This window comes from Streptomyces sp. NPDC020801, from assembly GCF_044334385.1.
GTDB lineage: Bacteria > Actinomycetota > Actinomycetes > Streptomycetales > Streptomycetaceae > Streptomyces.
Map to the genome: position 1 here is coordinate 520,778 of NZ_JBIRST010000002.1, position 12,115 is coordinate 532,892.

General features: G+C 72.9%; 10 protein-coding genes. 4 read left to right on the forward strand and 6 right to left on the reverse strand.

Annotated features, from left to right (window positions below):
- Positions 1–128: 128 nt before the first annotated feature.
- Complete coding sequence (locus ACH4UM_RS07250; protein WP_398175056.1) at positions 129–1,007, forward strand: helix-turn-helix transcriptional regulator; 879 nt, start codon at positions 129–131, stop codon at positions 1,005–1,007.
- Entirely contained in the window at positions 1,004–1,366 is a 363-nt protein-coding gene (locus ACH4UM_RS07255) for a cytidine deaminase (protein ID WP_398174858.1), read from the forward strand. The genes ACH4UM_RS07250 and ACH4UM_RS07255 overlap by 4 nt, the downstream gene beginning before the upstream one ends.
- Before the next feature lie 111 nt (positions 1,367–1,477).
- On the opposite strand, the gene ACH4UM_RS07260 is transcribed toward ACH4UM_RS07255, so the two are convergent.
- Both ACH4UM_RS07260 and ACH4UM_RS07265 read right to left on the reverse strand, forming a co-directional pair.
- Positions 1,478–1,816 carry a P-II family nitrogen regulator gene (locus tag ACH4UM_RS07260; RefSeq protein WP_398174861.1) on the reverse strand — a complete coding sequence of 113 codons (339 nt, stop codon included), beginning with the start codon at positions 1,814–1,816 and terminating at the stop codon, positions 1,478–1,480.
- Entirely contained in the window at positions 1,813–3,153 is a 1,341-nt protein-coding gene (locus tag ACH4UM_RS07265) for an ammonium transporter (RefSeq protein WP_398174864.1), read from the reverse strand. Before ACH4UM_RS07265 ends, ACH4UM_RS07260 begins: the two co-directional genes overlap by 4 nt.
- A gap of 177 nt (positions 3,154–3,330) precedes the next feature.
- On the opposite strand from ACH4UM_RS07265, the gene era reads away from it, so the two are divergent.
- Positions 3,331–4,284 (forward strand): GTPase Era, encoded by a 954-nt coding sequence (era, locus tag ACH4UM_RS07270; protein WP_398174867.1) that lies wholly within the window; start codon positions 3,331–3,333, stop codon positions 4,282–4,284.
- Positions 4,285–4,518: 234 nt separating this feature from the next.
- On the opposite strand, the gene ACH4UM_RS07275 is transcribed toward era, so the two are convergent.
- The 4 genes from ACH4UM_RS07275 to ACH4UM_RS07290 all read right to left on the reverse strand — a co-directional run bounded on the left by ACH4UM_RS07275 (position 4,519) and on the right by ACH4UM_RS07290 (position 10,291).
- Positions 4,519–6,624, reverse strand: a complete 2,106-nt coding sequence (locus ACH4UM_RS07275) for a glycoside hydrolase family 31 protein (RefSeq protein WP_398174870.1) — start codon at positions 6,622–6,624, stop codon at positions 4,519–4,521.
- Positions 6,625–6,816: 192 nt separating this feature from the next.
- The gene (locus tag ACH4UM_RS07280) at positions 6,817–7,998 is read right to left on the reverse strand and encodes a carbohydrate kinase family protein (protein ID WP_398174873.1); all 1,182 of its coding nucleotides are present in this window, start codon (positions 7,996–7,998) and stop codon (positions 6,817–6,819) included.
- 110 nt (positions 7,999–8,108) lie between these two features.
- Entirely contained in the window at positions 8,109–9,398 is a 1,290-nt protein-coding gene (locus ACH4UM_RS07285; protein WP_398174876.1) for a glucarate dehydratase family protein, read from the reverse strand.
- Complete coding sequence (locus ACH4UM_RS07290) at positions 9,395–10,291, reverse strand: 5-dehydro-4-deoxyglucarate dehydratase (protein WP_398175059.1); 897 nt, start codon at positions 10,289–10,291, stop codon at positions 9,395–9,397. The genes ACH4UM_RS07285 and ACH4UM_RS07290 overlap by 4 nt, the downstream gene beginning before the upstream one ends.
- 350 nt (positions 10,292–10,641) lie before the next feature.
- On the opposite strand from ACH4UM_RS07290, the gene ACH4UM_RS07295 reads away from it, so the two are divergent.
- Entirely contained in the window at positions 10,642–12,024 is a 1,383-nt protein-coding gene (locus ACH4UM_RS07295; protein WP_398174879.1) for an MFS transporter, read from the forward strand.
- Positions 12,025–12,115: the final 91 nt, after the last annotated feature.

Genomic DNA, 12,115 nt, shown 5'->3' on the forward strand with positions numbered 1-12,115 from the left:
GACCGGAACAGGCGTGGGGAGTGGGAACTTATGGTGGTGGTGGCACCACCGGACACGACGAGGGGGAGCGGCACGTGCCTGAGGACGCGCTGAAGAGCCGGCGCCTGCGCGAACTGCGCGAGTTCCTGATGAACAGGCGGGCCCGGGTGACGCCGGCCGAGGCCGGGCTGCCGGACGGCGGTGCCAGGCGCCGTACGCCGGGACTGCGGCGCGAGGAGGTCGCCGTGCTCGCGGGGGTGGGGGCCTCCTGGTACCAGTGGCTGGAACAGGGCCGGGACATCTCCGTCTCCCCGCAGGTCCTGGACGCCGTGGCCCGGGTGCTCAGGCTCGGCGACGCCGAGCGCCGGCATCTGTACGTCCTCGCCGGGCTGAACCCGCCCGTGCCCGAAGTGGCGCCGGAGAAGCGGGACATGTGCGACGGGCTGCGTCGGCTGATCGACACGTGGATGCCGTATCCGGCGCACATCATGGACATGTACTACAACTGCCTGATGTTCAACGACGCGGCGGCGGTGGTGCTGGGCATGCGTCAGGACGGCACGCAGAACTGCCTCGTCGACTTCTTCGCCGACCCGTTGTACCGCTCGCGTTCCAACAGCTGGGAGCGCAACGCGCGGACGGTCGTCGCGCAGTTCAGGGCGGCCTGCGCCGCCCGGCCCGACGACGAGGGGTACCAGGCCGTGCTGGCCCAGGTGACGGCGGTGAGCGAGGAGTTCACGGCGCTGTGGGAGGAGCGGGACATCGAGGACGCCGGGCAGATCCGCAAGGAGCTCGACCATCCGCTGGTCGGGCTGCTGTGCGTGGAGTCGACGGCGATGAAGGTGCCGGCCCGGCCCGATCTGACGATCGTGCTGCACACGCCGCTGGACGAGGCGAACACCGCGGCCAAGCTGGAGTGGCTGGCGTCGCCGGAGGGCAGGCGCGGGGCGATGTACCCGGCCCGACGGCCGCGGGTACGCCTCCGTGTGCCTGGCCGCCGGCCGGGCTTTCGTATGCTCGGGGCATGACCGACAGCAACGCGCTCGCCCCCGAGGACCGCAAGATCGTCACCCTGGCCCGCTCGGCGCGGGCCCGCAACGGCGTGCCGGAGGGTGCGGCCGTACGGGACGAGACCGGCCGCACGTATGTCGCCGGGTCGGTGCATCTGGCCTCGCTGGAGCTGAGCGCCCTGCAGACGGCAGTGGCGATGGCGGTGGCGTCCGGGGCGAAGTCGCTGGAGGCGGCGGCGGTGGTCGGCGAGGCGGAGGGGCTGCCGCCCGGGGACCTGGCCGCGGTACGGGACCTGGGCGGGCCGGGGACCCCGGTGCTGCTCGCCGGGCCGGACGGTGAGGTCCGGCTGACGTTGCGGGCGGGCGGAGCGGAGTAGTCCGCAGCTCGTCCCTGCCGGCCGGCCCGTGGACACCCGGTCCGGCCGTGTCCGGCCGGGACGGACCGGCGCAGGGATTGGCGGGGCGGACGGCTTCGCGGGGCGGGCGGGCTACAGGGCGTCCGGCCCGCGCTCGCCCGTCCGGACCCGTACGACCGTCTCGACGGGCACCGCCCACACCTTGCCGTCGCCGATCTTCCCGGTCTGCGCGGCCTTCACCACGGCCTCGATGACCGCCTCGGCGTCGGCGTCCCCGACGACCACCTCGATACGGACCTTGGGCACGAGGTCGACCTGGTACTCGGCGCCGCGGTACACCTCGGTGTGGCCGCGCTGACGGCCGTAGCCGCTGGCCTCGGTCACGGTCAGACCGTGCACGCCCAGCTCCTGGAGCGCGGTCTTGACCTCGTCGAGGCGGTACGGCTTGACGATCGCGGTGATGAGCTTCATGCCTGGGTCTTGACCTTCTGCGCGGAGGAGACGACGGGGGACGCGCCGACCGGGGCACCGTGCCCCAGGACCCCGTGATCGTAGGCGGTCTCGGCGTGCACCGTAAGGTCCAGGCCGGTGTGCTCCTGCTCGTCGCTCGCGCGGAAGCCCATCACCCTGTCGAGCAGTTTGCCGAGGCCGTAGGTCACGGCGAAGGCGTACACCGCCACGGCCACCACGGCCAGCAGCTGCCTGCCGAGCGGGGCGAGCCCGCCGCCGTAGAAGAGGCCCTCGGTGCCGCCGGTCATCGCGCGGACCGCGAAGAGGCCGATCAGCAGGGTGCCGATGACGCCGCCGACCAGGTGGACGCCGACCACGTCGAGGGAGTCGTCGTAGTTCAGCTTGAACTTCCAGCTCACGGCGTAGGAGCAGACGACACCGGCGGCGAGGCCGACGACCAGGGCGCCCAGCAGGGAGACCGTGCCGCAGGACGGGGTGATCGCGACCAGACCGGCGACCGCGCCGGACGCGGCGCCCAGGGTCGTCGGGTGGCCGTCGCGCCTCTGCTCCACGAAGAGCCAGCCCAGCAGGCCGGTGCAGCCGGCCGCGAGGGTGTTGAGGAAGGCGGCCGCGGCCAGGCCGCTCGCGCCCATGGCGGAGCCCGCGTTGAAGCCGAACCAGCCGAACCAGAGCAGACCGGCGCCGAGCATCACCATGGGCAGGTTGTGCGGGCGCATGGCGTCCTTCTTGAAGCCCAGACGCGGGCCGAGGACCAGGCAGAGCGCGAGACCGGAGGCACCGGAGGTGATCTCCACGGGCAGGCCGCCGGCGAAGTCGAGGGCGCCGAGGTCGTGCGCGATCCAGCCGCCGGGGCCCCACACCCAGTGGGTGACGGGAACGTATACGAGCAGCGCCCAGACCGGCACGAAGACCAGCCAGGCGCCGAACTTCGCCCGGTCCGCGATCGCGCCGCTGATCAGGGCGGCCGTGATGATCGCGAAGGTGAGCTGGAAGGTGGCGAACAGCAGGGTGGGCACGGTGCCGTGGACGCTGTCCGGGCCGAGGCCGGCCATGCCCGCCTGGTGGAGGCCGCCGATGAGGCCGTCCGCGACGTCGCCGCCGAAGGCGAGGGAGTAGCCGAACGCCAGCCAGACCACGGTGACCAGGGCGATCGACACGAAGCTCATCATCAGCATGTTGAGGACGCTCTTCGTGCGGACCATGCCGCCATAGAAGAGGGCGAGGCCCGGGGTCATCAGCAGGACGAGGGCGGTGGCGGCGAGCAGCCAGGCGGTGTCGCCGGTGTCGACGTGTGCGGCGTGCACGGCGTGCACGGCGGCCAGAGTGACGGACTCCACGGGCGCATCTCCTCGGAGTGGGGGCTCGTCAGAGGGTCACCGGTGCGCGTTTCCTGTTGCGTACGGGTGTGTTTCGGTGACGTTTCGTGTTGCGTGGGGGTTTCCGGGATCTCACAAGCGGGCGGGCGTTCGACGCGCGGTGCGGCGGGGCTTCGTGGATCAGGGACAATGAACGCCATGAGCGTTCGTACCGAGTCATCCGAGCAGCCGGCCGAGGCTGTCCACCGGGCAGGCTTCGCCTGTTTCGTGGGCCGTCCCAACGCGGGCAAGTCCACCCTCACGAACGCTCTGGTCGGGCAGAAGGTGGCGATCACCTCGAACCGGCCCCAGACGACGCGGCACACCGTACGGGGCATCGTGCACCGTCCGGACGCACAGCTGATCCTGGTGGACACGCCGGGGCTGCACAAGCCGCGCACGCTGCTCGGTGAGCGGCTGAACGACGTCGTACGGGCGACGTGGGCCGAGGTCGACGTGATCGGCTTCTGTCTGCCGGCCGACCAGAAGATCGGGCCGGGTGACCGTTTCATCGCCAAGGAGCTCGCGGGGATCAAGAGGACCCCGAAGGTCGCGATCGTCACCAAGACCGACCTGGTGGACTCCAAGGCGCTGGCCGAGCAGCTGATCGCCATCGACCAGCTGGGCCAGGAGCTGGGGATCACCTGGGCGGAGATCGTGCCGGTGTCGGCGACGGCCGGCAAGCAGGTGGACCTGCTGGCCGATCTGCTGATCCCGCTGATGCCGGAGGGTCCGGCCCTCTACCCCGAGGGCGATCTGACCGACGAGCCCGAGCAGGTCATGGTGGCCGAGCTGATCCGGGAGGCGGCGCTGGAGGGCGTGCGCGACGAGCTGCCGCACTCCATCGCGGTGGTCGTCGAGGAGATGCTCCCGCGCGAGGACCGGCCGGCGGACCGGCCGCTGCTGGACATCCACGCCAACGTCTTCATCGAACGCCCCAGCCAGAAGGGGATCATCATCGGTCCCAAGGGCAAGCGGCTGAAGGAGGTCGGCATCAAGTCCCGCAAGCAGATCGAGGCACTGCTGGGCACGCCGGTCTTCCTGGACCTGCACGTGAAGGTGGCGAAGGACTGGCAGCGGGACCCGAAGCAGCTGCGCCGGCTGGGTTTCTGACCTCTGCCCGGCGACGCACCCGAGCCGGCGGGGCGAAGCCACCCGTCCCGGGCCACGCCACGGACCCCACGGGGGCTCTTCCACACAGGGTCGGGGGCTCCCCCCCCAGGTCGGGGGCTCCCCCCAGGTCGGGGGCTCCCCCCAGGTCGGGGGGCTCCCCCCACACAGGTCGCCGTGCCCGAGGGCCGGCCGCCTGTGGTCGCGGTCGGCCCTCGGTACCGGGGTGTGCGGCGTTCAGCGCAGCGCCCGGAGCACCCTGTCCGCGCCCTTGGCCCTGAGGTTGACGAAGACGGGTGTGACGTCCAGCGGGGTGGCGTAGGACGTCAGGGTGCGTCCGCCGCGGATCACCTTGCCGTGGGCCACGTCGTACCAGGTGCCCGGCGGCAGGTGGACGGCTCGGGTAGTGGCGTCGGTGAGCTGGGGGGCCGCCAGGACGGCCGGGCCCAGCATCCACTCGTCGGTGATGGTGTAGGCGGCCCTGTCCCCCGGGAAGTCGAAGAAGAGCGGGCGCATGATCGGGTCGCCGGTCTTCAGGGTCTGCTGGACCTGGTGCCAGATGTACGGGGCCAGACGGCCGTGGCGGGCGATCGCCCGGCGGTAGAGGGCGATGGTCTCCTCGTCGTAGACCACCTTCCTGCCGGTCGTCACGTCGATGGTGTCGACGGGTGACGTGGAGGCGTACATCAGCGGCATCAGTGCGGCGGACTGGGCCCAGCGGATCAGGACCTGCTTGCTCGGGGCCGGCTGGCCGCTGGAGCCGCCGATCATGTCGGTGGTGACGAAGGGGTAGCCGATCGTGGAGATGGCGAGGTTCTGGGTGACCGAGGCCCGCAGCGAGTTCCAGCCGGTGCCCTTGTCGACCTGACGGGTGACGAACCCGGCCCGGTGGGCGCTGGCGCTCCAGTGGACGCGGATGCCGACGCCCTGGAGGTCGTACTGGTCGGCGAGCTCCGCGCCGAGCCGCTGGTAGTCGGTGGGCTGGTGGCCCGCGTAGGGGGCGCACCGCTCGTCGAAGAAGCGGGTGTCGAACTTCAGGCCGTCGACGCCGTAGGTGCTCATCAGGGTCTTCAGCCGGTTCTGGTACCAGGCCCTGGCGTCCGGGTTGGCGAGGTCGACGATGCCCGCCGTGCCGTTCCACCAGGTGACGGTGCACGGCCTGGCGGGGTCCGCGGCGTCCTTGAGCAGGTAACCGTGGTCGGCGGCGTACCGGTACTGGTCGGAGTCCAGGTTGATCCACAGGGTGACCCAGAGGCCGAAGTCGAAGCCCAGGTCGTGGATCTTCCGGGACATGGCCCCGGGGTCCGGGTAGGCCTTCGCGTCGAAGGTCATGTTCCCGTAGTTCGACTCCCACTTGTCGTCGAGCTGGAGGGTGTGGCCCCTGACGCCGTGGTCGTGCAGGTCCTGGGCGTAGCCGAGGAGTTTCGCCTGGTCGACGTGGGTGTAGAACTGCGCCCACGAGTTCCACACCGGCTCGGCGTACTGCCGGTAGGTGGCGTCGCTCCTGGCCGGTCTGCCCACGATGCCCACGTAGTCGCGGTAGACCTCCAGGGGACTGGACTCGACGAAGACGGTCGCCCTGTAGGGGCCGGTGTCCGGGGACTCGATGTCGAAGCGGCCCAGGCCGTCCCCGCCCTGGTTGATCGCCACGTCCATGACGTGCCCGGTGTCAACTCGCAGCCCGGTCGCGGCGGAGGTGTACCAGAACGGGTCGATCATGTAGTAGGAGGCGGGTCCGAAGGCCGGGTGGACGACCTGGCCGCTGTCGAGCGGCCACGGCTGGTCCGTGCCGGGCCCGCCGTTCGGGGTCCGGGCCTCGCCGTGGCCGTACCAGTGGCCGGCGGACTTCAGGTCGTAGGCGAGGCCGAGCCGTTCGGCCGCCACTCCCCTCACTCGCCAGTCGAGCTGGTAGCGGTCGGCGGTGGGGGTGACGCGGGCCTCCACGGTCGCGCCGGCGGCGGTCGTGGCGGCGGTGAGGGTCAGGACGCCGTGCTTCCAGGTCCAGCCGGTGACGCGGGTGGCGTGCTGCCAGGCGCCGGGGGTGCGAAAGCGCAGGGCGCCGGTGTCGCCGGGCGCGGTGGCCAGGACGGTGGAGTTGAAGCGGCGGGTGGTGAGGGCGAGTTGACCGGTCGTCACCTCGAGTGTGTAGCCGGGGGTGCCGCGTCCCCGCGGGACCGTGAGGGTCAACTCGCCCGCGGAGTGGGTGAACCGGGGGGCGCGGAGGGCGGCGGCCCCATCGGGCTGCGCCTGGGCCTGTTCGGGGGCGGTGAGGGCGACGGGGAGGGCGAGGGCCAGGGAAAGGGCGGCCGGCAGCGCTCTGAGGCTGCGTGATGGTCTGCGCACGGCGCATGTCCTTCGACGGAGGGGGTCGGGAAGGCTTGCAAAAACGTGCTTGATTCCGCCGATAATTGAGCAGGAAACGTCACCTGTCAATGGCGGACTCCGGCCCGGGCGCCCGTCGTGGGATGCGCGCGGGGCGGGGTCAACTACATATGAGCAGCGTCCCGTTGCCCGTCGGGCGCGGATACCGTGCGGTCACGCCGACCTGCCGAATCCGATGGTCGGCACCGCCCTGCGCCGCGGCCACGGCTCGACGCCCACCTCCGGTACCAGGCCCTCCAGGAAGGCGTACCGCCGCAGTGCCGCCGGGTTCTGGCCGGCCACCGACTGGACCCGGCGCCACCAGGCCGCGATCTCGGACCAGCCGGGCGCCGACAGGGAGCCGCCGAACTCCTGGACGGACAGGGCGGCGGTGAGCCCGGCGAAGGCGAGCCGGTCGGCCAGCGGCCAGCCGGCCAGGGTGCCGGTGACGAATCCGGCCACGAAGACGTCGCCCGCACCCGTGGGGTCCAGGGCCTCCACCTCGATCGCGGGCACCTCGGCGGTCTCCCCCGTGCGCCGGTCCACCGCGTAGGCGCCCTCGGAGCCGAGGGTGACGACCGCGACCGGTACGGACTCGGTGAGCGCGTGCGCGGCGGCGCGCGGGCAGTCGGTGCCCGTGTAGCGCATCGCCTCCTCGGCGTTGGGCAGGAACGCCTCGCAGTGCGCCAGATCGGCGAGGCCCGCCAGGTCCCAGGCGCCGGTGTCGTCCCAGCCGACGTCGGCGAAGATACGGGTGCCCAGGCGCGCGGCCCCCCCGATCCAGGGCGCGCGCCGGCCCGGCGTCAGGGAGGCCACGGCGGCCCGTGCGCGGGGCGGGCAGCCGGGGGCGCCCTGCAGGATCAACGCGGCCTCCGGGGGCGGCTCGTGGCCGTGGGAGACCATCGTGCGCTCGCCCTCGTACGCCATGGAGACGGTGACCGGCGAGTGCCAGCCGGGCACGGTGCGCGACGGGGAGAGGTCGATGCCCTCGCCCTGCTCCAGCGCGTCCCAGCAGTACTCGCCGTAGTGGTCGTCGCCGAAGGCCGCCGCCAGGGCGGTGCGCAGGCCGAGGCGGGCCAGCGCGGTCGCCATGTTCGCCACCCCGCCCGGGCTCGAGCCCATCCCGCGTGCCCAGGACTCGGTCCCGCGCACCGGGGCGGAGTCGAGCCCGGTGAAGACGATGTCCAGGAAGACGGTGCCCGTGAGGTAGACGTCCCAGGGCGGGTCGTCCGGCGTGCGCAGGGCGGCCAGCGGGTCGGCCTGCGGATGGACGGGGGTGTGCGGTGCCCCGACGATGTACTCCCGGTCCTGCGGGTACTCCGGTCCTTCTCCGGCAGGCGTGCTGGACGCGGTCACGGTGCGCTCCCTGACGTGGTGCGGATCAGGCCAGTGTGCACCAGAGCACCGGGGGCAGGGCGGCCGTCACGCCGGGCGGCGCCGGAAGACCCTGAGGTACGTCGGGACGGCTACCAGCGTGGCATCGTGGGCGTGACCCAGGCCGGTTCGGCGACGCGCATCGCGGCGGCGTCGTCGCGGTCGCGGAGCGAGCCGTCGTCCTCGGCCCACCGGCGGTGCAGCCGGGCCAGTTCGTCCCGGTCCAGTTCGACGCCGAGTCCGGGGGCTTCCGGGACGGCGACCCGGCCCGCGTCGAAGGTGAGGCGTTCGGTGAGGACGTCCTCCGGCTGCCACGGGTAGTGGGTGTCGCAGGCGTGGTGGAGGTTCGGGACGGTGGACGCCACGTGGGTCATCGCGGCCAGGCTGATTCCCAGATGGGTGTTGGAGTGCATCGACACGCCGACACCGAAGGCGGCGCACAGAGCGGCCAGGTGCTGGGTGTTGCGCAGTCCGCCCCAGTAGTGGTGGTCGCAGAGCACCACCTGGACCGCGTCCCTGGTGAACGCCTCCCTGATCTCGGCGAAGGTCGTCACGCACATGTTGGTGGCCAGCGGTACGCCGGTCCGGGCGGCCACCTCGGCCATGGCGGGCGTGCCGAGGGCGGGGTCCTCCAGGTACTCGAGGACGTCCGCCAGTTCGCCCGCCACCTTCAGCGACGTCCGAACCGACCAGGCCCCGTTGGGGTCGAGCCGCAGCGGGTGCCCCGGGAAGGCCGCCGCGAGGGCCCGTACGGCGGCGGTCTCCTCCTCCGGCGGGAAGACCCCGCCCTTGAGCTTGAAGGAGGTGAAGCCGTACCGCTCGGTGAACCGGCGTGCCTGTTCGACGACCCCGGCGGGGTCGAGGGCGGCGCCCCAGTCGTCCTGCTCGCCGGCCACGCCCTCGGGGTGGCCGGCCCACCTGTAGAAGAGGTAGGCGCTGTACTCGACGGCGTCCCGCACCCTCCCGCCGAGCAGCGCGTGCACGGGCAGGCCGAGCGCCTTGCCGAGAGCGTCCAGGCAGGCCACCTCGAAGGCGGAGAGGACGGACAGACGCAGCTTGTCGGCGGTCTGGACGCCGCGCAGTCCGCCGACGTCGACGGCGTCCTCGACCCGGGAGGCGTCCACGGCGAGGTCGAAAGCGAAGAGCCCGTTCACATCCGTGACCTGGCGGCCGGTCAGCCTCTCGGCGAGCGGGCGGGCCAGCTCCAGGTACTTGGTGTCGCCGTAGGTCTCGCCGAGCCCGGTGATCCCGTCGGCCGTCACCACCTCCACGATCAGGCGGGGGGTGTACGGCTGGTGGACGCCCTGTGTGTTCAGCAGCGGCGGGTCGGCGACCAGGATCGGCGTCAGCCGCACCTCGGTGACGGTGAGGTCGCGGGTCACAGGGCGGCTCCTACGAGGTCGAGTCCGGCGGTGAGCAGGGTCTTCAGGCCGGCCAGGTCGGCGGGCGAGGGGTCGGTGAGCGGGGCGCGCACGGGACCCACGGGGCGGCCGCGCAGCCGGGCCGCCGCCTTCACCAGGGACACGGAGTAGCCGGGTGCCCGGTCGCGCAGTTCGGCGAACGGGGCGTAGAAGTCGCGCAGCAGCTTGTCGGCCGTGCCGCCGTCGCCGGAGCGCAGGGCGGCGAAGAAGGCGTTCGCGATCTCGGGGGCGAAGGCGTGCACGGCGGAGGAGTAGGCGGGTACGCCCACCGCGGCGTAGGCCCGGGCCTGGATCTCGGCGGTGGCGGCACCGTTGAAGAACAGGAAGTCCTCGGGCGCGGCGAGCGTGAGCCGTTGCAGGCGGTCGAGGTCGCCGTGGCCGTCCTTGAGGCCGATGACGCCCGGGACGCGGGTGATCCGGCGGAACGCCTCGACCCCGTAGGTCGCTTGACCGCGCTGGTAGGCGACGAGCGGCAGCCGGGTGCGGGCGGCGATCTGCTCCAGCTGGGCCACCAGGCCGTCCTGCGGGGCGGCGGCGAGGTAGTGCGGCAGCACCAGGAGCGCGTCGGCGCCGGCCTCCTCGGCGATTCGCGCGAACCGGACGGCCTGGGCCCAGCCGTAGCCGGTGCCGGCCACCACCGGCACGCGGCCGGCGGCCTCCTCGACGGCGACCGAGACGACCCTGCGGTACTCGTCCTCGTCCAGGGAGAAGAACTCGCCGGTGCCACAGGCCGGGAAGACGGCGCCGGGGGCGGTGGCGAGCTGGGCCGCGAGGTGGGCGCGGCAGCCGTCGGGGTCGAGGGAGCCGTCGTCACGGAATGCGGTCAGCGGGAAGGACAGGACACCGCCCGCCATCCCCTCCCGCAGCCCGCGCGCCCCTCCGGCCGGACCGCTGAAGTCGGTGCCCAGGCTCACCGTCGCTCATCTCCCCACAGAAAAGTCATCCATGTATGAGAACAGAGATTAGATACGCGAACGTCAACCGTCAACGGACGTCCGGGGGGTGGGCATCGCCCGGCCAGGAAGGGGATATTCGCTACCCGGACCCAGCCGTTCGAAACGCAATGTGATCCACATCACAGCAAATCAGTTCCCGCGCCCCGCCCCCCGCTTGATACAAATTGCCCGCGCGTTCCTGTCCGTCGACGGTCGGCGCCCTTCCCCCTTTTCCTGAGTCGCCTCTTTCGCATGCCCTGGGAACGCCCGTGTCCGCCCCCCGCACCCTCCCCTGGCCGCTCGTCGCCCTGTTCACGGCCGGGTGTCTCGCCCCCTATCTGCTGCCGACGACCGTCGGCCGGCTGGACACCGGACTGCCGCTGTCCGCCACCCAGGCCGGCGCCATCGGCAGCGCGCTGCTGCTGAGTTCGGCGGCGGCCGGGTTCCTGCTGGCCACCCGGGTGGAACGGATCGGGGCACGCACACTCGCCCGGGCCGGGCTCGCGCTGGCCGTCCTCGGCTACGGCGGGGCCGCGCTGACCGGCTTCGTGCCGCTGGTCGTGGCCGGTCTGGTCGTCGGCGGATTCGGCTCCGGTACGGCCACCACGGTCGCCGCCACCGGGATCGCCGCCCTGGGGGCCTCCCCCGCCCGAACGAAGTCGAGAGCTTGGGGGAGCGACCCGCACCGTGTCTCCACGCTCGGGCTGCTCGGCGTCTCCGCGCTCGCGGGCGTGGTCTATCTGACGGTGCCGCACCTCGGGCCGGGCCACGGCCGGCCCCTCGCCGCCATCGCGCTCACCTCGCTGGCAGTGTGGCCGCTCACCGGCCGCCTCCCGGTCCGTGGCGCGGCCCGGACGCCGGTCCACCAGGCCACCCCGCTCCCCCACCGCCGCGCCGGTCTCGTCCTGGCCGCCACCATGCTCTGCTGGTCCCTCGCCCAGAACTCCCTGTGGGGCGTCAGTGGCCGTATCGGCCTCACCCAGGCGCACCTCGACGAGGTCACCGTCGGTGTGGTGTTCGCGGTGGCGCTCGGCGCCGGGCTGCTCGGCGTGATCGGGGCGGGCGCGCTCGGGCCGCGCCTGGGCCGGGCGCTGCCGGTGGGCGCGGGCACGGTGATGATCGCGGGCTGCATCGTGCTCAGCGCGTCCGCGACAGATCTGCCGGCCTTCGCCACCGGCGAGATCGCCTGGAACGTGCTCTACCCGATCGTCCTGTCCTACCTGATCGGCCTCGCCGCCTCGCTCGATGCGCGCGGCCGCTGGGCGGTGCTCGTCGGCTCGGCCTCGTCCCTGGGCACGGCGGCCGGTCCGCTGACCGGCAGTCTGCTGTCCGCCCGGGCCGGCTTCCCGGTCATGGGCGCGGTACTGGCGGCCGGTCTGCTCGCGGTCGCGCTGCCGATGACCGCCGTGGCCCTGCACACGGGCGGCCGCCCGCTGCTGCCGGGAGCGGTCCGCCGCCGCGGCGGAACGCCGGCCGCCGTGGTCGCCGCCTCCGCGGGCGCCCCGACGGGCGCGGTCCCGCCGGTCGGCGCCCCCGAGCAGCCGGTCGTGGAGATCCCGGTGGACGGCACCGCCGTACCCGCGCGGCCGGCCTACGGCACGGCGGGACCCCGGCAGCCGGCGAGCGCCGCGCAGGGGCCGGGCGCCGGTTAGCCCCGAAGGGCCCCCGGACCCGCGGGTTCGTGGGCCTGCGGACTTACCGGCTCACGGGCGAAGGGGCTTACGGGCTTACGGGCTTACGGGC

What these genes read in the sequence shown, in the direction of transcription:
- ACH4UM_RS07250 (WP_398175056.1), top strand. Translation starts at nt 129, where the DNA reads ATGAACAGGCGGGCCCGGGTGACGCCGGCCGAGGCCGGGCTGCCGGAC.
- ACH4UM_RS07255 (WP_398174858.1), top strand. Translation starts at nt 1,004, where the DNA reads ATGACCGACAGCAACGCGCTCGCCCCCGAGGACCGCAAGATCGTCACC.
- ACH4UM_RS07260 (WP_398174861.1), bottom strand. Translation starts at nt 1,816, where the DNA reads ATGAAGCTCATCACCGCGATCGTCAAGCCGTACCGCCTCGACGAGGTC.
- era (WP_398174867.1), top strand. Translation starts at nt 3,331, where the DNA reads ATGAGCGTTCGTACCGAGTCATCCGAGCAGCCGGCCGAGGCTGTCCAC.
- ACH4UM_RS07290 (WP_398175059.1), bottom strand. Translation starts at nt 10,291, where the DNA reads ATGGCGGGCGGTGTCCTGTCCTTCCCGCTGACCGCATTCCGTGACGAC.